Below are 25,738 nucleotides of genomic sequence, written 5' to 3' on the forward strand. Positions count from 1 at the left end.
CCTTCTTTGTAGGAACCCTCCAAACCCTTGCGAGGCGAGCGTCACACGTCAAGGGGGCTGGCCGCGCGATGGTCAGGTCCGCCCGGACTGCCGACCCAACACCAGCGCCACCTGGAGCGTGAACGCGTCGCGAGGTGCGGTCGGCGTGAGCCCGGTCAGCTCGGCCGCCTGACGCAGCCGGTAGCGCACGGTGTTGGGGTGCACGAACAGCGCCCGAGCCGTGCCCTCGATGCCGGCGCCCTGCTCGAGGAAGGCCGCCACCGTCTCGAGCAGCTCGCCCCGGGCCTGGTGGAGAGGGAGGAAGATCTCGTCGACGAGGAACCGGCGGGCGTGTCCGTCGCCGGCGAGCGCCCGTTCGGGGAGCAGATCGATGCTGCCCACTGGTCGCGGGGCGCCCGGCCAGCCGGTGGCCGCCCGATAGGCCGCCTGGGCCGAGCGCGCAGAGGAGTGGGCGCGCGCCAGGCCCTCGGCCACCGGGCCGACGACCACCGGCCCCGGCCCGAAGACGTCGACCACGGTCTCGGCGGCCTTCAGCCCGTCCTCGGCGCCGCCCAGGATCAGCACCAGGCGGTCGCCCTGGATCGCACCGAGGGCATCCAGCCCCGCGTCCGCCGCCTGCCGGCGTACGGCGTCGAAAAGGTCCGCGCCCCGCGGCGTGGGGGCGGACCCGAGAACGACCACCACCGGCTCCTCCGCCGACCAGCCCAGCGCGCTGGCCCGCGAGAGCACGGTGTCGTCGGGCTCGGCGCGCAGCACCGCGTCGAGGACCAGCGCCTCCAGCCGGGCGTCCCAGGCGCCCCGGGTCTCCGCGGCGCGCGCGTAGACCTCGGCGGTCGCGAACGCGACCTCACGGGCGTCCGCCGACACCGCGCGTTGCACGTCGGGGACGTCGGGCGGCGCGACGATCGCGGCGACGTTGGACTCGACCACCTCGATGGAGAGCCGGATCAGGTCGACCGTCTGCCGGAGCGTGATGACCCCGGTGAGGGCGCGCGGCGCGGCACCGAAGACCGAGGCCGCCAGCGCGGAGCGGGTGCCGCCGTCGGCCTCGAGGTCGTCGGGGCCTCCGCCGGCGGCGTACCAGTTGACGAAGCCGGTGATGCCGGCCTGGACGATCAGCCCGATCCACGAACGGTCCTCGGCCGAGAGCTCCTGGAACCACGCCATGCCGGTCTGCATCCGTGACGTGGCGGTCGTGCTCAGCGCTCCGGTGGCACGCTGGAGTGCCTCCGTCGCCCGGGCGCGTGAGGGCGCGCCGGCCGTGCCGGGCCCCTCGGGAGTCTCGCTCGCCACGCCCACAGGTTACAAAGGGCAGGGCATACCGGCTCAGCGCTCGCAGCGCAGGGTGACCTCCGCCCGGCATCGGTCGACCCCGCCGGCACCATCGGCCGAGTCGCCGCCCCGCCCGCCGTAGAGCTCGTCGTCGCTGGGGCCGCCGCGGAGCACATCGCCGCCCGACCCGCCGTAGATCAGGACGTGCGCACCGCCGCCGGTGAGCAGATCGTTGCCCGGACCACCTCGGAGCAGCAGCCTGCGGAGGCCGCCACCACCGACGGTGTCGTCGCCCGCTCCCGCGTGAACCTCCACCGTGGAGGCCGTGGCGGAGATCCAGTCCGGTCCTGGGCTGCCGGCCACGGCCAGCCGGCGCGCCTCGGCGCTCACCCGCTCACCGTCCAGAGTGCCCAGGGACCCACGCTCCTGCGTGCCCCAGGTGCTCGAGGAGAGATCGACCCACACGTGCTCTCGGGCGCTGGTGTCGGAGGCGCGCTGGAAGCCGGCATCGACCCAGTCCTCACCGGGTCCACCGAGCAGGTCCGCGGGTGGCGCCTCCGCCAACCCGGAGTTCAGCACGATCGTGTCGTCGCCGGCGCCGGCGTCGATGCGGACCCACTCGTCCAGGGCGTCCGAGGCAGCGGGCACGGCGGTGAGCCTGTTGGCCTCGTCGGTGCCGACCAGGTCGACCTGGGCGGCCCGCGCCGAGGCGGACTCGATGCTCAGCACCGGGATGGTCGCGCCGTCGACCGTGGCGGACTCCAGGCTCAGGTCGAGGTGGATGCTCCCGACCGGCGTCTTGCCCCAGACGTCGAGACTGTCGAGTCCGTCGCCCCCGTCCCAGACGGCCCCCGTGTCCGGCGCGGGACCGTAGAACGTCGACTGGAGACGGTCGTTGCCCGGCCCGCCCTCCACGATGTTCGCCCCGCTCACGCACGTCATCAGGTCGTCGCCCTGGCCGCCGACGCAGTGGTCTGCGTGACCCGCTCCAGGACCATCGAGAGTGAGACTGTCGGGTCCGCTCTGGCCGGCGAGGTAGTCCCCGTTGCCGGAGCGCCCCGAGATGTTGTCCGCGTGGGGGCCGCCCAGAAGGCGGTTGCGGCCGGTGCCGCCGAGGATACGGTCCTTGCCCGGGCCACCGCAGACCCGGTCGTCGCCGTCTCCCGCGTCGATGAAGTCGTTGCCGCCGAGACCGACGATCACATCGTCCCCGGGGGTGCCGAGCAGGTGGTCGCTGCCCTCGGTGCCGATGATCGTGGCGGGCAGCCCGGCGCACATCGGCACCTCGGCGTACGCCGGCCCGGACGGACCGACGAGCGGGCCGAGCCCGAGCAGCAGTCCGATCGCAGCGGCCCACGCGGCGCGCCGACTCGTGCCCGGTCCTTCCATGACCCGCCCCCGTCCTCCGGCCCGAAGGGACGCGATCCTCTCAGCCCTTCGCCCTCGCCGCAATGCCCGGTGCGTTGCCGAAAGCGAACCGGCGGGTAACATCCGGTGTCCGGACAGACAACCGCCGGTGCAGGAAGGGGTCGGGGGTGGCCCATCGCGTGCAGTACCTCACCGTCCACGGGCACCGTCGCGCCTATGTGATGAAGGGCAGCGGGCCGGTCGTGCTGCTGCTCCACGGGCTCGGCTGCGACCACCACACCTGGGACGCGGTCATCGACCCCCTGGCCCGCGACCACACCGTGATCGCGCCCGACCTGCTCGGCCACGGCGACTCCGACAAGCCCCGCGCCGACTACAGCGTGGGCGGCTATGCCAACGCGATGCGTGACCTGCTCGCCCTGCTCGACGTCGACCGGGTCACCGTCGTCGGCCACTCGTTGGGTGGTGGCGTGGCGATGCAGTTCGCCTACCAGTACCCCCAGCTCGTCGAGCGCGTCGTGCTGGTCGCTCCTGGCGGCTTCGGCCCCGAGGTCACTCCCGCGATCCGGTTGATCACCACCCCGGGCTTCCACCAGGTGACCGGCCTGTTGACGCTGCCCGGTCTGCGCCACGTGGGCGTGACCGGCCTGCGGCTGCTGTCCCACTCCCGGCTGCCACGCACCCGCGACCTCGACCAGGTGGCCGAGATCTTCGACTCCCTGCGCGACGAGTCGACCCGGGCCGCCATCCGGCACGTCGTGCGCGCCGTCGTCGACTGGCGCGGCCAGGTCATCACCATGAGCGACCGGGCCTACCTCGCCGGCCGGATGCCCACCCTGATCGTCTGGGGAGACGACGACTCCGTCATCCCGACCAGTCACGCCGAGGTCGCCGAGGTCGTCGTCCCGCACGCCCGGGTCGAGATCGTGCCCAACGCCGGGCACTTCCCGCACGTCGACCACCCGCAGCGGTTCGTCAAGCTGCTCCGCGAGTTCGTCCGCGGCACCGAGCCGTCGGCGTTCGACCCGCAGGCCTGGCGCGCCGACCTCGAGCACGGTGGCTCGGTGCGCATCCACCAGGCCGAGGCCGGCCACGCCCCGGTCTCCCCGCTGCGTCGGCGTACCCCCGCGTAGTCGCCGGGCGCCGCCATGCCGAGGTCGTCACCACCTGACATCGGTCCGCTCGCCTGACTAGTTTGCTGCCATGACCGGTGACCTCGTGCGCCGTCCGACGCGGACGGTCCACTCCCTGCTGCCGGTCCTCCGCTGGCTGCCGTCGTACGCACGAGCCGACCTGCCGCGCGACCTGCTCGCCGGTGTCGGCGTGGCCGCGCTGCTGATCCCCGAGTCCCTGGGCTATGCCGGGATCGCGGGGGTCCCACCGGAGGTGGGTCTCTACGCCGCGATCGCCGCGCTGGCGGCGTACGCCGTGACCGGAGGTGCCTCGATCCTCGTGGTCGGTCCCGCCTCCGCGGTGGCGGCGCTGAGCGCCTCACTCGTCGCCGAGATGGGCGGGGCCGGCGCCGACCCCGTCGCCCTCACGGCCGGCCTCGCCCTGGTCTCCGGTCTGCTGCTCGTCGTGGCGGGACTGCTGCGGTTCGGCTGGATCGTCCACTTCATCTCGCGCCCGGTGCTCCACGCCTTCGTCGCCGGGCTCTCGATCTCCATCATCGTCGGCCAGCTCGACGGTCTGCTCGGCACCGAGCTCGCGGGTGAGAACGCCGTGCGACGGGCGATCCACGTCGCCACCCACCTGGGCGGCTGGACCCCGGTCACCGTGGTGGTGGGCGTGTCGGCCCTGGTCATCCTGCTCGTGCTCGAACGCCGCCTCGCGGCCGTGCCGGGTGCGCTGGTCGTGGTCGTCGGCGGCATCCTGGCGGTCTGGGCTCTGGACCTGCGTGACGCCGAAGGCGTGGCCGTGCTGGGTGACATTCCCCGGGGACTTCCCACCGTCGGCCTCCCGGATCTCGGAGACACGCGCTGGTGGGAGGTGGTGGCCGGCGGCATGGCGCTGGTGCTGGTCGGCTTCTCGGAGGGCTACGCCGCCGCGACCGCGATCGCGGACCGCACCGGCGAGACGGTCGACGGCGACCAGGAGCTGATCGGCTCCGGTGCCGCCAACGTCGCCTCGGGGCTCCTGGGCGGCCTGGTCGTCTCGGGGAGCCTGTCGAAGTCCGCCGCCGGCCAGGCGGCGGGTGCCCGCACCCAGGTGTCCAACCTGGTCGCGGCGGCGCTGGTGGTCGCCACGGTGCTGTTCCTCGGGCCGGTCTTCGAGCTCCTGCCGGAACCGGTGGTCGCCGCCGTGGTGATCGCGGCCGTGCTGCCGGCGGCGGACCCGCGACGCTTCTGGCACTTCAGGAACGTCAACCGGCTCGACTTCGCCGCCGCGCTGGCCACCTTCACCCTGGTGCTGGTGTGGGAGACGCTGCCCGCGATGATCGTGGGCGTCGTGCTCTCGCTCGCCTTCCTGGTGCGGCGGGCGAGCTTCCCCGACGTGCTGGAGCTGCGCGCCACCCCTGCGGGGACGTTCGTCCGGGTCGCCGACGAATCACCGCCGCGGATGCCCGGGGTCGCCGTGGTGCGGTTCGAGGCCCCGTTGGTCTATGCCAATGCCGAGCGTCTGGTCGCCGCGGTGGGGGAGCTCGTGCGCACGCGCGACGACCTGCGCCGCGTGGTCCTGGACGCGGAGATGGTCGCCGACCTGGATGCCACCGGGGCGGAGGCCCTGGAGACCCTGGACCAGCGGCTGACCGACCAAGGAGTCGAGCTCCGCCTGGCCAGGGCCCATCACCGGTTCCGCGACCAGCTCGAGCGCTCCGGTCTCGCGGAGCGGTTCACGGGCCGCCTGCACGAGCACATCGCCGACGCGGTGGCGCCGACGGTCTGACCGCGCTCAGGCGTCGCCGCCCTCCTGGAGCACGCCACGCACCGCGGTCGGGTCGTCGATGCGGTACTCCGCGAAGGCCTTGCCGACCGTGTCGCCGGACACCTGGCCGCCGTCGGCGAGCGCCTGCAGCGCCTGGACGACGACCGACTCGGCGTCGACGTGGAAGTAGCGGCGAGCGGCCGGCCGGGTGTCGGCGAAGCCGAACCCGTCCGTGCCGAGCACGCGATAGTCGCCGGGCACCCAGCGGGCGATCTGCAGCGGCACCGCGCACATGTAGTCGGAGACGGCGACGAACGGCCCGGCCGCCTCGCGCAGCGTGTCGGTGACGAAGGCCGTGCGGCGCGGCTCGTCGGGGTGGAGCAGGTTCCACTCCTCGGCGGCCAGCGCGTCGCGGGCGAGCTCGTTCCACGAGGTCACCGACCAGAGCTCGGCGGCCACGCCCCACTGCTCCGCGAGCAGCTGCTGGGCCTTCTGGATCCACGGGAACCCGACGCCGCTGGCCATCAGCTGGATGCGGGGCGCGTCGTCGGGCAGGCCCTCGGGCGGGCCGGCGTAGCGATAGACGCCCTTGAGCAGACCGGCGACGTCGAGGCCCTCGGGCTCGGCCGGCTGGACGATCGGCTCGTTGTAGACGGTGAGGTAGTAGACGACGTCCTCGCCGTGCGGGTGCTCCTCGGAGGCGCCGTACATCCGCCGGAGCCCGTCCTGCACGATGTGGGAGACCTCGTGCGCCATCGCGGGGTCGTAGTGCACGACGGCCGGGTTGGTGGCCGCCAGCAGCGGGGAGTGCCCGTCGGCGTGCTGCAGACCCTCGCCGGTCAGCGTCGTCCGACCGGCGGTGGCGCCGACGAGGAAGCCGCGCGCGAGCTGGTCGGTCATCGCCCAGATCGAGTCACCCGTGCGCTGGAAGCCGAACATGGAGTAGAAGATGTAGACCGGGATCATCGGCTCGCCGTGGGTGGCGTACGCCGACCCCGCGGCCGTGGCCGAGGCCATCGAGCCCGCCTCGGAGATGCCCTCGTGGAGCAGCTGTCCCTGCGGCGACTCCTTCCACGCCATCAACAGCTTGCGGTCGACCGACTCGTAGGTCTGGCCGTGCGGGTTGTAGATCTTCTCCTTCGAGAACATCGAGTCCATGCCGAAGGTGCGGAACTCGTCGGGGGCGATCGGCACGATGCGCGGCCCGATCTCGGGGTCCTTCATCAGGTCGCGGAGCAGCCGCACGAACGCCATCGTGGTGGCGATCGCCTGCTTGCCGGAGCCCTGCTTCAGCTCGGCGTAGACCGCGTCGCCGGGGAGCTTCAGCTGCCGCGGTGCGACCACGCGCGACGGCACCGGTCCACCGAGCTCGGCGCGGCGGTCGCGGAGGTACTCCAGGACGTCACTGCCCTCGCCCGGGTGGAAGAAGGGCGGCGCGCCTCCCTCGAGATAGGACTCCTCGATGTAGCGGTCGGAGATGCCGAGGCTCAGCCGGTCCCGGAACGCCTTGAGGGAGTCGGCGCTCAGCTTCTTCATCTGGTGGGTGGCGTTCTTGCCCTCCAACGCCTCGATGGTCCAGCCCTTCACCGTGTGGGCGAGGATCACCGTGGGCTGGCCCACGTGCTCGGAGGCGGCCTTGAACGCGGCGTAGACCTTGCGGTAGTCGTGGCCGCCGCGCGGGAGCAGCTCGATCTGCTTGTCGGTGAGGTTCTCGACCATCTTGCGCAGCCGGGCGTCGCCGCCGAAGAAGTGCTCGCGGACGTAGGCGCCGTCCTCGACGGAGTAGGTCTGGAACTGGCCGTCGGGCGTGGAGTTCATCTTGTTGACCAGCACGCCGTCGACGTCGCGGGCGAGCAGCTCGTCCCACTCCCGGCCCCAGACGACCTTGATGACGTTCCAGCCGGCGCCGCGGAAGAACGCCTCGAGCTCCTGGATCACCTTGCCGTTGCCGCGCACCGGGCCGTCGAGCTGCTGGAGGTTGCAGTTGATGACGAAGGTCAGGTTGTCGAGCTCCTCGCGGGCCGCCAGGCCGATGGCGCCCAGCGACTCGGGCTCGCCCATCTCGCCGTCGCCCAGGAACGTCCAGACGTGCTGGTCGGAGGTGTCCTTGATGCCGCGGTGGTGGAGGTAGCGGTCGAAGCGCGCCTGGTAGATCGAGTTGATCGCCGCCAGCCCCATCGAGACCGTGGGGAACTCCCAGAAGTCCGGCATCAGCCGCGGGTGGGGGTAGGACGACAGGCCCTGGCCGCGGCCGTGCTGGACCTCCTGGCGGAACCGGCCGAGCTGCTCGGCGGTCAGCCGCTTCATCAGGTAGGCGCGTGCGTAGATGCCGGGAGCGGCGTGACCCTGGACGTAGACATGGTCGCCGCCGCCCGGGTGGTTCTTGCCGCGGAAGAAGTGGTTGTAGCCGACCTCGTAGAGGCTCGCCGCGGACTGGTAGGTCGCGATGTGGCCGCCGACCTCCAGGCCCTTGCGGTTGGCCGAGGACACCATCACCGCGGCGTTCCACCGGATCAGCCGGCGGATCTTGCGCTCCATGTCCTCATCGCCCGGGAACCACGGCTCGCGCTCGGGCGGGATGGTGTTGATGAAGTCGGTGCTGCGCAGGGCCGGCACCCCGACCTGCTGCTCGCGGGCTCGCTCCAGCAGCCGGAGCATGACGTAGCGCGCTCGCTCGCGGCCGCGCTCGCTGACCATGGCGTCGAAGGACTCGACCCAGTCCCTGGTCTCGTCCGGATCGATGTCGGGGAGCTGGGTCGGCAGTCCCTCGTGGATCACGGCTCGCTGGGGTGCGGGAGTCTCGCTCACCCACTCATCGTTGCACGTGTCGGCGGGGTCCCCAATCTACCGACCAGTACGCCGTCTCGTCGGCGGCCGGTGAAGGCAGGGTTGCGCCGGTGGGTGAACTTCGGTGGACTAAGGTCAGCGGGTCCGCGACACGGGGCTCCCGACCGTGAGGCGGTCCACATCGACCGACTCAGACCGAACGACAGACCGAAGGTGGCGAAGCCAGGTGAGTGCGTCCGCGCAGGGCGGAGTGGAGCAGACCGGCCCGATCGCGAGACTGGGTCTCACGAAGGGCATGGTCGTCCAGGAGCTGGGCTGGGACGACGACACCGACGACTCGCTGCGCCAGGCGATCGAGGACTCCCTCGACGCCGACATGGTCGACGGCGACTACGGCAACGTCGTCGACGCCGTCGTGCTCTGGTGGCGCGAGGACGACGGTGACCTCGTCGACGGCCTCGTCGACGCGCTGACCGACCTGGTCGGCGGCGGCGTGATCTGGCTGTTCACCCCCAAGGTCGGCCGCTCCGGCGCGCTCGAGCCCGCCGACATCACCGAGGCCGCCCCGATCGCCGGCCTCGCGCTCACCACCACCGCCAGCGTGGCCGCCGACTGGATGGCCACCCGCCTGGTGGCCCCCAAGACCGTCTCCTGACGTGGCGGGCTGACGTGGTCGCTCCGGCGGCCGGGCTGGTCGGCGATCTCCTCGGTCGCGGCCGCACCGCCGGTGCCGGGGTCCGCGTCCTGACCCGCGCGGGTGTGCTGCGCCCCTATGCGCCGTGGACGCTCACCTCGTTGGCCACCACGCTGCTCGCGTGGGGAGCCGGACCGGCGGGCGGCTTCCTGGCGACCGCGCTGCGCGAGCCCGACCGCACCGCGCTGGTCGACGACCGCGGGTCGCTCACGTTCGCCGAGCTGCGCGACCGCAGCGCCGCGCTGGCCGCCGCGCTGGCCGACCGTGGGGTGGGCGAGGGCGACCGGGTGGCGGTGCTGTGCCGCAACCACCGCGGTTTCGTCGAGACCACCGTGGCCGCCTCGTTGCTGGGCGCCGACCTGCTCTACCTCAACACCGCCTTCTCCGGTCCCCAGCTGGTCGAGCTGCTGGCCCGGGAGCGGCCGCGGCTGCTGGTGCACGACGAGGAGTTCGTCGGTCTGCTGGAGGGCGACGGGACCCCTCGGCTGAGGGCGGACACCGCCGAGGGCGAGTCGATCGACGCCCTCGTGCCGGCGTACCCGACGGCCGTGCCGGCCGCTCCCGACCGGCGTACCCGGCTGGTGGTGCTCACCTCGGGCACCACCGGCAGCCCGAAGGGGGCGCCACGGTCGGAGGCCGGGCTGGAGGCGGCGGTGGCCATGCTCGACAGGATCCCGCTGCGGTTCGGCCAGCCCTCCCACGTCGCGGCGCCGCTGTTCCACACCTGGGGCTTCGCCCACCTGGCGATGTCGATGCTGCTCGCGGCGCCGGTGGTGCTGCGCCGCCAGTTCGACCCGGAGGACTGGCTGCGCACCGTGGCCGAGCAGGACTGCCGCAGCGTCGCCGTGGTGCCGGTGATGCTGCAGCGAGTGCTCCAGCTTCCGCCCGACGTGGTCGATCGCTACGACCTGTCCCGGCTGCGGGTCGTCGCCTCCTCGGGTTCGGCGCTTCCCCCGGGGCTGGCCACCCGCTGGATGGACCGCTTCGGCGACACGCTCTACAACCTCTACGGCTCCACCGAGGTCGGCTACGCCGGCCTCGCCACGCCGCGCGACCTCCGGGCCGCGCCCGACACGGCCGGGCGGCCGCCCTACGGCACCACGGTGCGGATCCTCGGCGAGCACGGCGAACGACTGCCCGCGGGCGAGCGGGGCCGGATCTTCGTCGGCAACGGCGTGCTGTTCGAGGGCTACGTCGGCGGCGGCAGCAAGCAGGTGGTCGACGGGCTGATGTCCACCGGCGACATCGGACATCTCGACGACCGGGGGCGTCTGTTCGTCGACGGTCGCGAGGACGACATGGTCGTGTCGGGTGGGGAGAACCTCTTCCCCAGCGAGGTCGAGCGCTGTCTCGCGGGCCACCCCGACGTGCTCGACGTGGCGGTCGTCGGTGTGCCCGACGCCGACTGGGGGCAGCGGCTCCGGGCCGTGGTGGTGCTCGCCGGCGGCGTGCCCAGCGACGCCGCGACCCGGGAGGCGACCGAGGAGATGCTGCGAGGCTGGGTCCGGGACCGGCTGGCGCGGTTCAGCGTGCCGCGCGAGGTGGCGTTCGCCGACGAGCTGCCGCGCAACGCCACCGGCAAGGTGCTGCGCTCGGAGCTGTGAGGGGCCCCGGCACCCGGGTGCCGTGCCTGTCGGTGGGGCCTGAGAAGATGCCGCCCATGACGGGACTCGAGATCGGGGGAGAGGCGCCGGACTTCGAGCTGCGCGACCAGTTCGGCCAGGACGTCCGGCTCTCGTCCTTCCGCGGCACCAAGGCCGTCGCGATCCTGTTCTACCCCTACGCCTTCTCCGGGGTCTGCACCGGCGAGCTGTCCGGCATCCGCGACCGGCTCGACCAGTTCCTCACCTTCGACACCGAGGTGCTCGCCGTCTCGTGCGACCCCCTCTATGCGCTGCGGGCCTTCGCCGACCGCGACGGGCTCAACTTCCCGCTGCTCTCCGACTTCTGGCCGCACGGCGCCGTCGCCTCGGCCTACGACGTCTTCGACGAGACCAAGGGGTGCCCCCGCCGGTCGTCGTACATCGTCGACAAGGAGGGCGTCGTCCGCTGGTCGGTGCACAACGCGATGCCCGACGGGCGCGACCTCGACGAGCATCTTCGGCAGCTGGAGGCCCTCGCCTAGGGCGAGACCGGAGATTTTGCCAACTTTTTCGACGGAAAGGGTTGGACGGGACTGAACGGCTGTGTAGTGTTCACCTCGTTGAACCGCTGGTGACCCGAGACGCCAGCGGTTCAACTCCATTTCGGGGTCGTTTCGCAGCTGCGCCCCCGCCGTCTCGCGGACCCGTGCGATGCCACCGGCGAGGGACTCCGGCGTTAGGCTCTCCCGCGGCGTGCCGTCCGCGGGACGCCCGAGGGCGTATAGCTCAGCGGTAGAGCTCTGGTCTTACAAACCAGCGGTCGCAGGTTCGATCCCTGCTGCGCCCACGACGCCTCCGGGGCCGGCACAGGCCCTCATGCGGGGCGGGGCGCTGGCCTCAAGCGGGAGCGGGGCGCTCGTCGCTGGGTCGCAGCGCCAGCACGGCGGCCAGGATCAGCGCACCGCCGACCAGTGCCAGGGGGGTCAGCCGCTCGCCGAGGAGCACGGCGGCGAGCAACGCGGCGGAGAGCGGCTCGACGAGCGTGGCCACGGTGGCCGCCGCGCCGGACGTGGTGCGCAGGCCGGCGTAGAGGAGGCCGTAGGACAACGCCATCGTGCCGACCCCGAGATACAGCAGCAGCGCGGCCGTCGCGGGGCCGCTGGGCAGCACCGGCTGGCCGTGCACCGCGGCGACCAGCAGGAACGGCAGCAGGGCCACCGTGCCCGCGAGCGTCGCGCAGGTCGTGAGCGCCACCGGGTCGACCTCCTGGGCGAGCCGGTGACCGAGCACCGTGGTGGCGGCGTAGGTCGCCCCGGCCGCGACCGCCAGCACCAGCCCCAGTGCCGGCCGGTCGCCGACCTTGGCGTCCTCGGCGGCGGCCGTCGTGCTGATCAGGACCAGCCCGGCCAGCGCCGCCGCGAGCACGGCGATCTCCCGGGCCGAGGGCCACCGACGCGCGACCGCCTTCTCCCAGACGGTGGCCAGCACCGGGGCCAGCCCGAGCGCGACCACGGTCGAGACGCTGACGCCGACCAGCAGCACGGAGACGAAGTAGAGACCCTGGTACGTCGCCGTCCCGACGCCCACCAGGGCGGCCGTCCAGGGGTGGCGACGGAAGGCCGTCGTCACCGTCGCCAGCCGGGACGTGGCCGCGGAGAACCCGACCAGTGCGACCGCGGCCAGCGCCATCCGCCAGGCGCTCACCGTCATCGCGCCCAGGGCGTCACGCTCGTGGAGGACCGTCACGACCAGGCCGCCGGTGCCCCAGAGGACACCCGCTGCGACCACCATCGCCAGCCCGAGCGAGGCGCGCTGCCGCGCCGGGTCGCGGCCGCCGGTCACGGCGACAACGTACCCCGCGCGGGAGGCGACGGCCGTGCCCACCCGCGGCTCGGACCGGCGACGTCACGCTGTCGGGCGAGTCACGGTCAGTGGCGGTTGGCCGCGGCGCCGGAGCGTGGGAGGGTGGCGGTGTAGGCGGCGCCGGTGTGGATCGCATCGTGCCGTTCGGAGGAGCGCGAGGTGACCCAAGCCCTGACGGTTCTCACTCAGGTGGGGATCCTGGTGTTCGTCGTGGCCGGCATGGCCGCCATGGGACTCGGTCTGTCCGTGCCGCAGATCGTCGCTCCGCTGCGCGCACCGCGACTGGTCGCCGCCGTCCTGGTCGCCAACTTCGTCGTCGTACCCGTCGTGGCCGTCGGCGCGGCCCGGCTGCTGCCGATGGACGAGGCCAGCGCCGCCGCGGTGATCCTGATCGGCTGCGCTGCCGGGGCTCCGTTCCTGCCCACGCTGGCGGGGCTGGCCAAGGGGGACGCCGCGACGGCGGTCGGGGTGATGGTCCTGCTGATGGTCCTCACCGTCGGGTTCGCACCGGTGGTGGTCCCGCGCGTCCTCGAGGGGGCGACGGTGTCGCCGGGTGACATCGCCTCCTCGCTGGTCGTCTACATGCTCGTCCCCCTCGCCCTGGGCCTGGCGCTGCGGGCGCGCTACCCGTCCTTCGCCGGCCAGGCAGCGGCCGCGCTGCAACGGGCGTCCACCACGGGACTGGCCGTGGGCATCGTGGCCGGGCTGCTGGTCACCTGGCGCGACGTGCTCGGGTCGGTCGGCTCGTGGATCTTCGTCGGCACCGGCCTGGTGCTGCTCGTCGGCCTCATCGCGGGGTGGCTCACCGGCCTCGGGCGGCCGGTCGAGGACCGGCAGGTGCTGGCGCTGGCCACGGCGCAGCGCAACGTCTCGGCGGCGCTCGTCATCGCCGCGTCGCTCGGCAGTGACGCCATGGTGCGCACCCTGGTGGCCGCCCTCGTCGTCCCCGTCGTCCTGATCCTCGTCGCGGGCGAGCTCGGCAGACGTTCGGCCGGCACCGCACCCACCCTCGCCGACCCACCCGGACCGGCGACGTCATGACCACGCGGCCCGTGCCCGCGTCCTCCACCCCTGGAAAGGACCCACTGTGACCAGCAAAGACCCGAGCCCGTTCATCGTCGAGCAGCAGGCCGGCCTGAAGGAGCGGTGGCCGTTCGCGGACACCCAGGACTTCGAGGACGCCCGACGGGGGCTGATCGCCAGTCTCGATCCCGGCGTCATCCATGCCGACGACGGGCGCGTCGTCTGGGACAACGACGCCTACTCGTTCCTGTCGGGCGAGGCACCCGACAGCGTGAACCCCAGCCTGTGGCGGCAGTCCCAGCTGGCCTCGATGCAGGGTCTCTTCGAGGTCGTGGCGGGGATCTACCAGGTCCGCGGCTTCGACCTCTCCAACATCACCTTCGTCGAGGGCGACACGGGCGTGATCGTCATCGACCCGCTGATCTCGGCCGAGACCGCCGCCGCGGCTCTCGCTCTCTATCGCGAGCACCGTGGCGACCGACCGGTGACCGGCGTGATCTACACGCACTCCCACGTCGACCACTTCGGCGGGGTCAAGGGCGTCACGACGCAGGAGGACGTCGACGCCGGGCGGGTGCCCGTCCTCGCCCCCGAGGGGCTGGTCGAGCACGCGGTTGCCGAGAACGTCTACGCCGGCACCGCGATGTCGCGCCGCGCGGGCTACATGTACGGCGCCGCGCTGGCGAAGGGCCCCCGGGGACAGGTGGGTGCCGGGCTCGGCCAGACGACGTCCACCGGCACCGTGACGCTGATCCGGCCGACCGTCGACATCACCACGACCGGCCAGGTCGAGGTCGTGGACGGGGTGACCATCGAGTTCCAGATGGCGCCCGGCACCGAGGCGCCGGCGGAGATGCACTTCTTCTTCCCCGACTACCACGCCCTGTGCATGGCCGAGAACGCCACCCACAACCTGCACAACCTGCTGACCCTGCGCGGCGCCCTGGTCCGCGACCCGCACGTCTGGTCGACGTACCTCACCGAGGCGATCGACCTGTACGCCGACCGCGCCGACGTCGCGTTCGCCTCCCACCACTGGCCCACCTGGGGCCGGGACCGGATCGTGGACTACCTCTCGGTGCAGCGCGACCTCTACGGCTATCTCCACGACCAGACCCTGCGGATGCTCAACCAGGGCATGACGGGGCCCGAGATCGCCGAGGCGATGACGATGCCGCCGGCACTGGAGAACGCCTGGAGCACCCATGGCTACTACGGCTCGGTGAGCCACAACGTCAAGGCGATCTACCAGCGCTACCTCGGCTGGTTCGACGGCAACCCCGCCCACCTCTGGCAGCACCCGCCCGTGGAGCAGGCCATCCGCTACGTCGAGTTCATGGGTGGGGCCGACGCCGTCGTGGAGAAGGCGCGCGCGTCCTTCGACGACGGCGACTACCGCTGGGTCGCCGAGGTGCTGGGCCACGTGGTGTTCGCCGACCAGTCGCACCAGGGAGCACGCCAGCTGCTGGCCGACACCTACGAGCAGCTCGGCTACGGCGCGGAGAACGGCACCTGGCGCAACTTCTTCCTGTCCGGTGCGACCGAGCTGCGCGACGGCGCGTTCGGGACGCCGGTCGCCACCTCGGCGGCCGACATGGTCGCCCAGCTGACCCCCGAGATGCTGTTCGACGCGCTCGCCATCCAGGTCGACGGGCCGCGGGCCTGGGACCTGGAGCTCACCATCGACCTCGTCTTCACCGACGACGGGGCGCATTACCGGCTCCGGCTCGCCAACGGAGTGCTGACCCATCGGCGGGTCGAGTCGGCCGACGGCGCCGACCTGACCGTGCGCCTGCCGCACCACGCCCAGCTGGTCGGGGTCGTCGCCGGCGTGATCGGACCCGACGACATGGCCGCTCAGGGGATCGAGCTGACCGGTGACGCGTCGGCGATCCAGCGACTGGTCGCCGTCCTCGACCCGGGCGACCCCGACTTCGCGATCGTCACCCCGGAGAAGGAGTAGCGACCCGGCTCACTCGCGTCGGGCCAGGGTGACGGCGTAGTCGCCGTCGGTGTCGGTCCAGCGACCCGCCACGGAGAAGCCGGCCGCCACGAGCTCGTCGTCGATCTGGTCGGGGAGGAACTTGGTGGAGATCTCCACCCGGATCTCCTCGCCCATCGCGAGGTCGATCTCGAGCCCGGCGCCGGGCAGCCGCACCCGCTGAGGGGTCTCCGCGCGCAGGCGGAGGTCCATCCGCTGCATCCGGCTGTCCCACAAGGGCACGTAGCTGAAGGCGCCGAGGTCGAAGTCGGCGCCGAGGTCGCGGTTGAGGACGGCCAGGGCGTTGCCGACGAAGCGCTCGGTGACGCCGTCGGGGTCGTCGTAGGCCGCGATCAGCCGGTCGGCGCTCTTGACCAGGTCGGTGCCGAGCAGGAACCAGTCGCCACCGGCGAGATGGTCGGCCAGGGCGCCCAGGAACGCTGCCCGCTCCTCGCGGTAGAAGTTGCCGATCGTCCCCCCGAGGAAGGCGACCATCCGCCGACCGCCCTCGGGAAGGTGACCCAGGTGCAGGGTGAAGTCGCCGACCAGGGCCTGCACCTCCAGGCCGGGGTAGGTGGACGCCAGCCGGGCCGCGGCCTGCCGCAGCGTCGCCTCGGAGACGTCGACGGCCACGAACCGGTGCAGCCGCCCCTCGGCGCGGAGCGCCTCGATCAGCAGCCGGGTCTTGTCGCTGGTGCCGCTGCCGAGCTCGATCAGCGTCGTGGCGTCGGTCCGGGCGGCGATGTCGGAGGCGTGGGTGCGGAGGATCGCCCGCTCCGCCTCGGTCGGGTAGTAGTCGGGCAGCGTGGTGATCTGGTCGAACAGCTGTGACCCGACCTCGTCGTAGAGCCACTTCGGCGGCAGCGTGCGCGGCTGGGAGCCGAGTCCGCGGCGGACGTCCTCCACCAGCGATCCGCGCTCCCAGCCCGGCTCGAGCAGCACGGAGACCGTGGGCTGTCGCGCCGTCATCGGGCACCACCGGGCGCGCCGCCGTCGGCCAGCCGGACGCCGGAGAGCGCCCATCGGGCCGCCGGTGGGAAGAAGTTGCGATAGGTCGCGCGCGCATGGTCGGGCGGGGTCAGCGCGCAGCCACCGCGGAGCACCATCTGGCCGGACATGAACTTGCCGTTGTACTCCCCGATGGCCCCCTCGGGCGGGTGGAACCCGGGGTAGGCGTGGTAGGCGGAGGAGGTCCACTCCCAGCAGTCGCCGTAGACCTGTCGCAGGCGCCCGGTGGCCGGGCCGGCGGCCCGCGGATGGAACGAGGCGGTGTCGGCGAGGTTGCCGGTGGGGTCGAGGGCGCCCTGGCCGTCGGCGACCACGGCGTGCTCCCACTCGGCCTCGGTCGGGAGCCGCTTGCCGGCCCAGGTCGCGAAGGCGTCGGCCTCGTAGTGGCTCACGTGGCTCACCGGGAGCCCGGGGTTGACCGGCCAGGTGCCGTGGAGCGTGTGCTCGCACCACACCCCGTCGACCTCCGTCCAGTAGAGCGGCGCCCGCCAGCCCTCGCCGTTGACCCTGGCCCAGCCGTCGGACAGCCACAGGTCATGACGTCGGTAGCCTCCGTCGGCCATGAACGCCAGCCACTCACCGTTGGTGACCAGCCGGTCGGCGAGGCGGTAGGGCTCGAGCCACTGCTGGTGGCGGGGCAGCTCGTTGTCGAAGGAGAACCCCTCGCCGCGATGCCCGATCTCGACCAACCCACCCTCGACCTCCACCCAGCCGAGTCGATCGGGCTCGGACGTCTCGCTGGGGCTGCCGGCGTAGGCCGGACGCATCGGGTTGAGCGACAGGACGTGCTTGATGTCCATCAGCAGCAGCTCCTGGTGCTGCTGCTCGTGGTGGAAGCCGAGCTCGATGGTGGGCGCGAGCTTGTCGAGGGTGCCGCCGTCGAGGGCGTCGATCAGCTCGCGCATGCGCTCGTCGACGTTGCCGCGATAGACGCCCACGTCGTGGGCTCCGGGCCGGGTGACCAGCCCGCGGTCGGGGCGCGAGAACCGCGGCCCCACGGCCTCGTAGTAGCTGTTGAACAGGAACCAGTAGTGCTCCTGGAACGGCGTGAATCGTGGCTCGTGGTCGGCGAGGACGAAGGTCTCGAAGAACCACGTGACGTGGGCGCGATGCCACTTGGTGGGGGACACGTCGGGCATCGACTGGACCGTCTGGTCCTCCGGCGACAGCGGCGCGGCCAGCCGCTCGGTGTAGGCGCGCACGTCGTCGTAGCGGGCGAGCAGCTGCTGCGGCTCGTGCATGGCGGTGGTGTGGCTGGTCATCCTCGACCTCCTGACCGCGGGGTCGTCCGGTGCGCAGAAGCGCGCCGGGAGGCGGTCGCCAGCCGAGTGTAGGCACGGCCACCGACACTCTTCGAGGGAGCGCGGACAGACGTCAGGAACTGTTCATGTCCGACCGCCCGGCTCCGCGCTAGCGTGCGCTCGTGACCGTCGATCGTGCGCTGGTGCAGGCGATCCGAGCCGCCCTGGCCGAGCATCCCGACCCGGCTCGGGCGGCCGGCCAACAGCGCTACCTGAAGTCCTCGATGCCGCACCTGGGCCGGCGGCTGCCCGAGGTGCGGTCGACGGTCCGCGAGCAGCTCGCCGGGGTGGCCTGGGCCGACCGCGCCGCGTGGGCCGACACGGTGCTTGCGCTGTGGGACGAGGCGGCGTTCCGTGAGGAGAGGTACGCCGGCCTGGCGGTCGCCCGGCATCGCTCGGCCCGGGAGTGGCAGGACCCGGAGGCGCTCGGCCTCTATCGACACCTCGTGGTGACCGGCGCGTGGTGGGACCTGGTCGACGAGACCGCCACCCACCTGGTCGGCGACGTGCTCGCCGGCCACCGGTCCGAGGTGACGCCGGTGATGCGGGCGTGGGCGGTCGACGACGACCTGTGGCTGCGGCGTACGGCCGTGCTGTGCCAGATCCGGCACCGCGACCAGACCGACACCGCGCTCCTCCACGACGTCATCGAGGCCAACCTCGACGACCCGTCGTTGTGGCTGCGCAAGGCGATCGGCTGGGCGTTGCGCAGCCACGCGCGGGTCGACCCCGACTGGGTCCGCGCGGAGGTGGCAGCGGCCGGCGAGCGGATGTCGGGGCTGTCCCGCCGGGAGGCGCTCAAGCACCTCGGCGCGACCGATAGCCTGCGCCCATGACGACCGCGGACGCACCGACGCTGGCCGACGTCGTCGCGCTGCTGCACGGCTGGTTCCCGCCGGAGACCGCGGAGGACTGGGACGCCGTCGGGCTGGTCCTGGGCGTGCCCGAGCAGCCGGTCCGGCGGATCCTCTTCGCGGTCGACCCGGTGCTGCCGGTCGCCGACGAGGCGGCCGACTGGGGCGCCGACCTGCTGGTCACGCACCACCCGCTCTTCCTGCGCGCCGTGCACGGTGTCGCCGCGACCACGCCGAAGGGGCGCACCCTGCACCGGCTCTCGACCGCCGGTTGCGGGCTGCTCGCCGCCCACACCAACGCCGACCGCGCGGCCGACGGGGTCTCCACGGCGCTGGCCGCCGCCCTGGGGCTGACCGACGACGAGCCGATCGTGCCCGGCGAGGGTGGTCTCGGGATGGGGCGGGTCGGTGCGGTGCCCGCGACCACGCTCGGCGACTTCGCGAGCGCGGTGGTCGCGGCGCTGCCCGCGACGGCGGCCGGGGTCCGCGTGGCCGGCGACCCCGACCGTCCGGTCCGTCGGGTCGCGGTCCTCGGCGGGGCCGGGGACTTCCTGCTCGACCATGTCGCCGGCCTCGACGTCGACGCCTACGTCACCAGCGACCTGCGCCACCACCCGGCGCTGGAGTTCCTCGAGAAGGACGGTCCTGCGCTCCTCGACGTCCCCCACTGGGCCGCCGAGTGGACCTGGCTCCCCGTGGTCCGAGCCTCGGTGCAGGAAGCGCTGGGGGATACGGTGGACACCCGGGTGAGCACCCTGGTGACCGACCCGTGGGACTTCCGCCGACCCTGAGGAGACACCGCTGAACGCCGACCCGTCCGCCCAGCTGGCCCTGCTCGACGTCCAGGAGCTCGACGCGCGCACCGACCAGCTGCGCCACCAGCGCGCCACGCTGCCCGAGCTCGCCGAGATCGCCCAGCTGCGGGAGACCAGGCTGCAGTGGGAGCGCGAGCAGCGCGACGCGCAGATCGTCGTCGACGACCTCACCGAGGAGCAGGAGAAGGTCGACGCCGACGTCGAGGCAGTCAAGGCGCGCCGGCAGCGCGACCGCGACCGGATGGACCAGGGCCTGATCAGCAACCCCAAGGACCTCGAGCGGATGAGTCACGAGCTGGAGTCGCTCGAGCGACGCATCTCCGACCTGGAGGACCAGGAGCTCGAGGTGATGGAGAGGCTCGAGGAGGCGCAGGGCACGCTGACCGCGCTCACCGAGCGGATCGCCGCCGCCGACACCCGGTTGACCGACCTGGTGGCCGCCCGCGACGAGAAGGCCGCCGACATCGACCGCCAGCTGACCGACCTGGCCGCCGAGCGCGGCCCCGCGGCCGACGGGCTGCCCGGCGAGCTGCTGGCTCTCTACGACAAGCTGCGGGCCAACAAGGGCGGTGTCGGCGCGGCCATGCTCCGGGCCCGCGAGTGTGGCGGCTGTCGACTGACCCTCGACAACGCCGAGATCGCGGTGATCAAGGCGGCGCCGCCGGAACAGGTGATCCGGTGTGAGGAGTGCCAGCGGATCCTGGTCCGCACCGCGGAGTCCGGGCTGTGACCGAGAGCCGCTGGGCCTCCGTGCGGTCGGTGGTGATCGAGGCCGACGGCGGCTCGCGTGGCAACCCGGGCCCGGCGGCGTACGGCGCGGTGCTCAAGGACGCCGAGACCGGCGAGGTGATCGCCGAGGACGGCACCACGATCGGGGAGGCGACCAACAACGTCGCGGAGTACTCCGGCCTGATCGCCGGCCTGCGGATGGCCCGCGACCTGACCCCCGACGCGGAGATCGCGGTGCGGATGGACTCCAAGCTGGTGGTCGAGCAGATGTCGGGGCGCTGGAAGATCAAGCACCCCGCGATGCGCCCCCTGGCGGTGGAGGCCAACGGCCTCGCGCCGTTCGGGACGACCTACACCTGGGTGCCCCGGGAGCTGAACAAGCACGCCGACCGGCTCGCCAACGAGGCGCTCGACGGCGAGCGTCACGGCGTCACCGTCGCCGGTGAGCTGCCCGACGACGAGGAGGCCGACCCAGCGCCGGCCGAGCCCGCCGCGCAGGATGACTCGCCGGTCGAGGAGGTCGCCCAGCCCTCGTCTCGAGACCAGACGTCGAAGGGCCCGGTCACCCGCGGCTGGGGCGGCAGCGGTGCGCCGACGACCCTGGTGCTGGTGCGCCACGGCGTCACCGTGCACACCGCCGAGAAGCGCTTCTCCGGCGGCCTCGCGAGCGCCAATCCCGGGCTGTCCGACGAGGGCCGCGAGCAGGTCCGCACCACCGCCGACTGGCTGGCGCCGATGGGAGACCGCTTCGACGCGCTGCTCTCCTCGCCGGTGCGGCGCACGGTCGAGTCGGCGGAGATCCTGGCCGAGCGGCTGGGGCGGGAGATCGCGACCGAGCCGGGCTTCGCGGAGATGGAGTTCGGGGTCTGGGACGGGCTGACCTTCGACGAGGTCGCCACCTCGCACGCCGACGACCTCGATGCCTGGCTGGGCTCGCTCGACGCCGTACCCGGAGAGGTCGGGGAGTCCTTCCGCGTCGTGGAGAAGCGGGTGCTCGACGCGCTGGAGGCGACGCTCGACGCCCACGCCGGCGGCACCGTGGTCGTGGTCAGCCACGTGACGCCGATCAAGACGCTGGTGGCGCACGCGCTGCAAGCGCCGCTCCAGTCGGTCTTCCGGATGGAGCTCGCCCCGGCCTCGGTGTCGTGCTGTCCTACTTCAACGGGGGTCGTCACTTCGACGAGCCGATGGCCTCCCTGCGGATGTTCAACGGCCGGCCCACCGGGTCGCCGTTGGACGCCAGCCTGCGCTGAGAGCGCGTCGATGGGCACCTCGGAATCCGACGGAGCGTCGCCGCGACCGTCCGACGTCGCGGGCCGATCGGCCCCCGCCGAGCGACCCCGCGCGCTCACCGGGGCGCTCTGGACGATCGTCGCGCTGGTCGCCTGGACGCTGGTGCTCGAACTCGTCATCCCGCTTGCGACGGGCGAGCTGGTGGCCGCCTACCCGGACGGACCCAGCGACGCGGTGGTGGTCGCGGAATCGGTCATCGGGGCTGCGGGCGGCGTGGCGCTGTGGGCCTTCCTCCTGGCGAGGCGCTTCGTCATCACGGTCTGGTTGCTGTTCGCCCTCTTCCTCAACCTCGTGGTGCCCCCGATGCGGTCGGAGGCCGTGGCGCTGGACGTCACGGGTGTCGTCACGATCGCGCTGCTGGTCGCCCTGGTGGTGCTCTGTGGCGGCCGTCGACGGCGTACAACGCTGCCCGCGAGGCGGCCGGATGACCGGGCCGGGACGTTTGTCCGGGTTGTGTGTCTGAGGCGTCGTGGTCTCCGCGCGGCGGGTCACACGACCACGCCAGGGGGCGGGTTGTGTGTCTGAGGCGTCGTGGTCTCCGCGGGGCGGGTCACACGACCCCGCCAGGGGGCGGTTGTGTGTCTGAGGCGTCGTAGTCCCCACGGGGCGGGACACACGACCCACGCCGACCCCACCCGGCCCAGGGTCAGCCGGCGGCCATGCCGATCTCGGTGACGACGACGTCCAGGCGGGTGCCGGCGCGGCCGCTGGGGCCGAGCTCGACCTCCCAGCCGAGCTCGCCGAGCAGCCCGGCGAGGGCGCCAGGGGTGCGCGGCTGTTCGCCCGACTCGAGCAGGTCGCGGGTGACCCGGCCCTTGGTCGCCTTGTTGAAGTGACTGACGACCGAGCGTCGGCCGTTCTTCTCCAGCAGCACCCGCACGGTGGCCACCCGCGACGCCAGGTCGGCGGGCGGCCGCCAGAACGCGGCGTACGTCGTCGAGCGCAGGTCGACGAGCAGCCCGGAGCCGAGCGCCCCCAGCACGGCGGGCCGAGCGTCGAGCGCCAGGCGCCGGCGACCGGACCGAGACCGGGCAGCGTCACGTCGCCGGAGAGGCGGTAGGACGGGATCCGGTCGGTCGGCCGGACCACCCCGAACAGTGACGAGGTGACCAGCACCCGCGCGGCGGCCCGCCGGCGCGCGGCGGCGGGCAGCCCCGGCAGGTCGAGGGCGTCGAAGAGGACGCCGGTGTAGATCGCGTCGGCCCGGGCCGTCGGCGCCGACGCGAGGGCGGCGTTGCGTGCGACCAGGTCGGCCTGGGTCGGGCCCAGCCCCAGGGTGGCCACGGCCCGGTCCGGCCGCTCGGCGCAGTGCGAGACCAGCGCCGCCAGCACCCGTTCGCGTGCCTCGGTGAGCTCGGGGAACGACAGCGACCCCAGGTCGAGCGGCGCGCCCCGGCGGGGCTCGCCTTGCCCTCGCTCGGCGGCAGCAGGATCAGCACGGCCCGACCCTAGATCGTGGCGTGGCCGAGATGCCGCGCGGGTCCGCCATAGGGTGGCCAGCATGCCGACCAACCGGGTGCTCAGCCTGCGCACCGCCGCCGACGACTCGGTCGCCGCCCGGGCGCTGCGTGACGGGATCGCCGCGATCCAGGCCGAGCAACAGGTCACCACGGCGTTCGCGGCGGAGGTCCAGCAGGCGGCGGAGTCGGCGGCGTCGTCGCCGCGGCTGCCCGGCCTCGACCGCACCGACCTGCCGTTCGTGACCATCGACCCGGCCTCCTCGATGGACCTCGACCAGGCGCTCCACCTGGCCCGCTCGGGGCCGGGCTACGTGCTGTCCTACGCGATCGCCGACGTGGCGGCGTACGTCGCGGCCGGCGACCCCGTCGACCTCGAGGCGCACCGCCGGGGGCAGAGCCTCTACGGCGCCGACTCCAAGATCCCGCTGCACCCGAAGGTGCTCTCCGAGGCCGCCGCCTCCCTGCTGCCCGACCAGGTGCGGCCGGCGCTGGTGTGGACCGTGACGCTGGACGCCGACGGGGAGCGCACCGACACCCGGGTCGAGCGGGCGCTGGTGCGGTCGCGGGCCAAGCTGTCCTACGACGGCGTGCAACAGGCGCTCGACGCCGGCACCGCCGACGAGTCGCTGCAGCTGCTGCGCGAGGTGGGGGACAAGCGGATCGCCCTCGAGATCGCGCGCGGCGGCATGACGCTCCCCATGCCGGAGCAGGAGATCGTCGTGGAGGGCGAGCGATGGTCCCTCGAGTTCCGCTCCCAGCTGCCCGTCGAGCTCTGGAACGCCCAGATGTCCCTGCTGTGCGGGTTCGGCGCCGCGCAGCTGATGCTCGACGGCGGCGTGGGGGTGCTGCGCACGCTCCCGCCGGCCGACCCGCGCGACGTGAAGCGGCTGCGCCGCACCGCCCACGCGCTCAAGCTCGACTGGCCGCGAGCCCAGAGCCCGGCCGACTTCATCCGCGCACTGGACCCCTCGGTCCCTGCCGAGGCGGCGATGGCCACGGCATCGACCCGCCTGCTCCGCGGCAGCGGGTACGCCGCCTTCGACGGCGCCCCGCCCGAGCAGCCCGAGCACGCCGCCCTCGCGTCGCCGTACGCGCACGTGACCGCGCCGCTGCGCCGCCTGGTCGACCGGTTCGCCGGCGAGATCTGCGTGTCGCTGTGCGCCGGCACCGCCGTGCCCGAGTGGGTGCTCGGAGCGATGCCCGAGCTCGATGAGGAGATGAGGGAGTCGACCCGCCGGGCCAACGCCTACGAGAACGCGGTCGTCGACCTGGTCGAGACCGGCATCCTGCGTCCGCGGGTCGGCGAGGAGTTCGAGGCCGCCGTCATCGAGGTCGAGGAGAAGGACCCGCGGCGCGGCGTCATCACCGTCGCCGAGCCGGCCGTCGAGGCAGACCTCACCGCCGCCACCGAGCTGCCCTTGGGCGAGGAGGTCACCGTCCGGCTCGCCGCCGCCGACCTGGCGACGCGCAAGGTCGAGTTCCGGCTCGCGTGACATCCCGCCTCTGGCGCGCCCGCGGCCGGACCGTCACCCTGGTGGGAAGGCACCGCCGGGGACGGGGAGGGGGAGCGTCGTGACCCGTTGGCGATACCGGCCCTTCCAGACCGCCGCGGTCCTGGTGCTGGCCGCGCTGCTGACGGCGTGCCTGTGCGTGGCTCCGCTCTACACCGCCGCGATGAGGCAGGCGATCACCAGGGTCACCGTCGAGCGCGCCGACGTCCTCACCACGAGCGTGCAGGTGACGCTGACCCCGGCCGACCGCGCCCGGGTGGCGGCTCCCGAGGACCTGGTCGCCGCCCTGCCGGACCGGCTGCGCCGCGACCTCGAGAGACCGGTGCTGGGCTACCAGGCGACCGCCGGGCTGTACCCCGAGGGGACCTCCCAGCCCGTGGGACCTGTGCTGTGGCGGGAGGGGATGTGCGAGCACGTCACGATGCTCGCCGGAAGGTGCCCGGCCGCAGCCGGTGAGATCGCGGTGACCCCCGGCGACCGGGAGGCTTTCGGGTGGAGGCCCGGGTCCCACGTCGCGGTGACCGGTGACCCCCAGGTCGTGCGCGGCCATGTCGTCGCGACGTCCGTGCGGCTGGCCGTGGTGGGTGTCTACGCACCCCGCGACCCGGACTACTGGTTCGGGCGGCAGCTCGACGGCCGGGCCGGCCTGCTCGACCCGGGCCCGCCCAGCCACGTCCAGCACGACTCGTGGCTGGCCGACCGGGCCAGCTTCGAACGCGCCAGCGCGCCGCTCGCCGAGGTGCGGTCGTCGGCAGGGTTCGCGTTGCCCCCCACTGCCGACGCGACCTCGCTGCTCGGACTCGGGCGGTTGCTGACCCATCCCGAGTCGCTGGTCGACGAGAAGACGCTGCGCGACCCCCGACAGCGCTGGAGCAGGGACCTTCCCCGCATCGACGTGGTGACCGGCATCCCCGACCTCGCGGACGAGGTCACCCGCCAGGTCGACCAGGCGGCCGTCACCGTGCCGCTGCTGTTCGCCCAGCTCGGGTTGCTGGCGATGGTCGTGCTGTGGCTGGTCGTGTCGGCCATGGCCGAGCAGCGGCGGCCCGAGGTGGCCCTGATGCGACTGCGCGGTCGTGGTCGCCGAGGTGCCCTCGGGCTGCTGCTCGCCGAGATGGTGCCGATCACGCTGGCCGGTCTCCTTCCGGGAGCGCTGCTGGCGATCGGTGCGACCTGGCTCGCGCGCACCGCCGTACTCCCGGGCGAGGCGCCGTTCGAGCTCGGCATCCCCTTCGCCGCTGCGGCGGCACTCGCCGCGGTCGCACTCGTGCTGACGCCCGCGGCGGCGGCGGACCGGGTGACCCGGGAGCCGGTCGTCGACCTGCTGCGGC

At 73.1% G+C, this 25,738-nt stretch carries 19 protein-coding genes, 1 tRNA gene and 2 pseudogenes; 14 read left to right on the forward strand and 8 right to left on the reverse strand.

Annotation, left to right across the window (positions count from 1 at the left end; translation table 11 throughout):
• Nucleotides 1–72: 72 nt before the first annotated feature.
• Both R2740_RS10350 and R2740_RS10355 read right to left on the reverse strand, forming a co-directional pair.
• A complete protein-coding gene (locus tag R2740_RS10350; protein ID WP_371302596.1) occupies nucleotides 73–1,293 on the reverse strand; it encodes a PucR family transcriptional regulator in 1,221 nt (406 codons plus the stop codon).
• A gap of 33 nt (nucleotides 1,294–1,326) precedes the next feature.
• Entirely contained in the window at nucleotides 1,327–2,661 is a 1,335-nt protein-coding gene (locus R2740_RS10355) for a calcium-binding protein (protein WP_371302597.1), read from the reverse strand.
• 146 nt (nucleotides 2,662–2,807) lie between these two features.
• Between R2740_RS10355 and R2740_RS10360 the strand changes: the two genes are divergently transcribed.
• Both R2740_RS10360 and R2740_RS10365 read left to right on the forward strand, forming a co-directional pair.
• Complete coding sequence (locus R2740_RS10360; RefSeq protein WP_371302598.1) at nucleotides 2,808–3,773, forward strand: alpha/beta fold hydrolase; 966 nt, start codon at nucleotides 2,808–2,810, stop codon at nucleotides 3,771–3,773.
• A 70-nt stretch (nucleotides 3,774–3,843) separates the two neighbouring features.
• Nucleotides 3,844–5,526, forward strand: coding sequence for a SulP family inorganic anion transporter (locus R2740_RS10365; protein WP_371302599.1), 1,683 nt, complete (start codon nucleotides 3,844–3,846; stop codon nucleotides 5,524–5,526).
• Nucleotides 5,527–5,532: 6 nt separating this feature from the next.
• On the opposite strand, the gene aceE is transcribed toward R2740_RS10365, so the two are convergent.
• A complete protein-coding gene (gene aceE / locus R2740_RS10370; protein WP_371302600.1) occupies nucleotides 5,533–8,313 on the reverse strand; it encodes a pyruvate dehydrogenase (acetyl-transferring), homodimeric type in 2,781 nt (926 codons plus the stop codon).
• Nucleotides 8,314–8,518: 205 nt separating this feature from the next.
• On the opposite strand from aceE, the gene R2740_RS10375 reads away from it, so the two are divergent.
• The 4 genes from R2740_RS10375 (at nucleotide 8,519) to R2740_RS10390 (ending at nucleotide 11,416) form a co-directional block, all read left to right on the forward strand.
• A complete protein-coding gene (locus tag R2740_RS10375; protein WP_371302601.1) occupies nucleotides 8,519–8,947 on the forward strand; it encodes a DUF3052 domain-containing protein in 429 nt (142 codons plus the stop codon).
• Between the two features lie 14 nt (nucleotides 8,948–8,961).
• Entirely contained in the window at nucleotides 8,962–10,590 is a 1,629-nt protein-coding gene (locus R2740_RS10380) for an AMP-binding protein (RefSeq protein WP_371302602.1), read from the forward strand.
• Nucleotides 10,591–10,646: 56 nt separating this feature from the next.
• Complete coding sequence (locus R2740_RS10385; protein WP_371302603.1) at nucleotides 10,647–11,111, forward strand: peroxiredoxin; 465 nt, start codon at nucleotides 10,647–10,649, stop codon at nucleotides 11,109–11,111.
• Between the two features lie 233 nt (nucleotides 11,112–11,344).
• Nucleotides 11,345–11,416, forward strand: a tRNA-Val gene (locus R2740_RS10390).
• A 50-nt stretch (nucleotides 11,417–11,466) separates the two neighbouring features.
• Here the strand turns inward: R2740_RS10390 and R2740_RS10395 are convergent.
• Nucleotides 11,467–12,411 (reverse strand): DMT family transporter, encoded by a 945-nt coding sequence (locus R2740_RS10395; RefSeq protein ID WP_371302604.1) that lies wholly within the window; start codon nucleotides 12,409–12,411, stop codon nucleotides 11,467–11,469.
• 180 nt (nucleotides 12,412–12,591) lie between these two features.
• Here R2740_RS10395 and R2740_RS10400 point away from each other — a divergent pair, with 180 nt between their 5' ends.
• Both R2740_RS10400 and R2740_RS10405 read left to right on the forward strand, forming a co-directional pair.
• On the forward strand, nucleotides 12,592–13,473 hold the full coding sequence (locus tag R2740_RS10400) for a bile acid:sodium symporter family protein (RefSeq protein ID WP_371302605.1): 882 nt from the start codon (nucleotides 12,592–12,594) through the stop codon (nucleotides 13,471–13,473).
• 46 nt (nucleotides 13,474–13,519) lie between these two features.
• On the forward strand, nucleotides 13,520–15,418 hold the full coding sequence (locus tag R2740_RS10405; RefSeq protein WP_371302606.1) for an alkyl/aryl-sulfatase: 1,899 nt from the start codon (nucleotides 13,520–13,522) through the stop codon (nucleotides 15,416–15,418).
• 9 nt (nucleotides 15,419–15,427) lie between these two features.
• Here the strand turns inward: R2740_RS10405 and egtD are convergent, their stop codons facing one another.
• Both egtD and egtB read right to left on the reverse strand, forming a co-directional pair.
• On the reverse strand, nucleotides 15,428–16,405 hold the full coding sequence (gene egtD, locus R2740_RS10410) for an L-histidine N(alpha)-methyltransferase (RefSeq protein WP_371302607.1): 978 nt from the start codon (nucleotides 16,403–16,405) through the stop codon (nucleotides 15,428–15,430).
• The gene (egtB, locus tag R2740_RS10415) at nucleotides 16,402–17,706 is read right to left on the reverse strand and encodes an ergothioneine biosynthesis protein EgtB (RefSeq protein WP_371302608.1); all 1,305 of its coding nucleotides are present in this window, start codon (nucleotides 17,704–17,706) and stop codon (nucleotides 16,402–16,404) included. Before egtB ends, egtD begins: the two co-directional genes overlap by 4 nt.
• Nucleotides 17,707–17,867: 161 nt before the next feature.
• Between egtB and R2740_RS10420 the strand changes: the two genes are divergently transcribed.
• The 4 genes from R2740_RS10420 to R2740_RS10435 all read left to right on the forward strand — a co-directional run bounded on the left by R2740_RS10420 (nucleotide 17,868) and on the right by R2740_RS10435 (nucleotide 21,961).
• Nucleotides 17,868–18,581 (forward strand): DNA alkylation repair protein, encoded by a 714-nt coding sequence (locus R2740_RS10420; RefSeq protein ID WP_371302609.1) that lies wholly within the window; start codon nucleotides 17,868–17,870, stop codon nucleotides 18,579–18,581.
• Nucleotides 18,578–19,390: a Nif3-like dinuclear metal center hexameric protein gene (locus tag R2740_RS10425; protein ID WP_371302610.1), complete on the forward strand. Its 813-nt coding sequence runs from the start codon at nucleotides 18,578–18,580 to the stop codon at nucleotides 19,388–19,390. Before R2740_RS10420 ends, R2740_RS10425 begins: the two co-directional genes overlap by 4 nt.
• A 265-nt stretch (nucleotides 19,391–19,655) precedes the next feature.
• The gene (locus R2740_RS10430) at nucleotides 19,656–20,144 is read left to right on the forward strand and encodes a zinc ribbon domain-containing protein (protein ID WP_371302611.1); all 489 of its coding nucleotides are present in this window, start codon (nucleotides 19,656–19,658) and stop codon (nucleotides 20,142–20,144) included.
• Nucleotides 20,141–21,961 (forward strand): bifunctional RNase H/acid phosphatase, encoded by a 1,821-nt coding sequence (locus tag R2740_RS10435; protein WP_371302612.1) that lies wholly within the window; start codon nucleotides 20,141–20,143, stop codon nucleotides 21,959–21,961. Before R2740_RS10430 ends, R2740_RS10435 begins: the two co-directional genes overlap by 4 nt.
• A gap of 121 nt (nucleotides 21,962–22,082) precedes the next feature.
• On the opposite strand, the gene yaaA (R2740_RS10440) is transcribed toward R2740_RS10435, so the two are convergent.
• Together yaaA (R2740_RS10440) and yaaA (R2740_RS10445) are read right to left on the reverse strand one after the other, a co-directional pair.
• On the reverse strand, nucleotides 22,083–22,418 hold the full coding sequence (yaaA, locus tag R2740_RS10440) for a peroxide stress protein YaaA (protein WP_371302613.1): 336 nt from the start codon (nucleotides 22,416–22,418) through the stop codon (nucleotides 22,083–22,085).
• Nucleotides 22,419–22,489: 71 nt separating this feature from the next.
• Nucleotides 22,490–22,939 (reverse strand): annotated as a pseudogene (yaaA, locus tag R2740_RS10445) (peroxide stress protein YaaA); the annotation flags it as partial.
• On the opposite strand from yaaA (R2740_RS10445), the gene R2740_RS10450 reads away from it, so the two are divergent.
• Together R2740_RS10450 and R2740_RS10455 are read left to right on the forward strand one after the other, a co-directional pair.
• Nucleotides 22,938–24,389, forward strand: coding sequence for an RNB domain-containing ribonuclease (locus tag R2740_RS10450; protein ID WP_371302614.1), 1,452 nt, complete (start codon nucleotides 22,938–22,940; stop codon nucleotides 24,387–24,389). The pseudogene yaaA (R2740_RS10445) and the gene R2740_RS10450 overlap by 2 nt on opposite strands.
• A 439-nt stretch (nucleotides 24,390–24,828) precedes the next feature.
• A pseudogene (locus tag R2740_RS10455) lies at nucleotides 24,829–25,701 on the forward strand (FtsX-like permease family protein); the annotation flags it as partial.
• Nucleotides 25,702–25,738: the final 37 nt, after the last annotated feature.

Source organism: Nocardioides sp. (assembly GCF_041393715.1).
Classification (GTDB): Bacteria; Actinomycetota; Actinomycetes; order Propionibacteriales; family Nocardioidaceae; genus Nocardioides.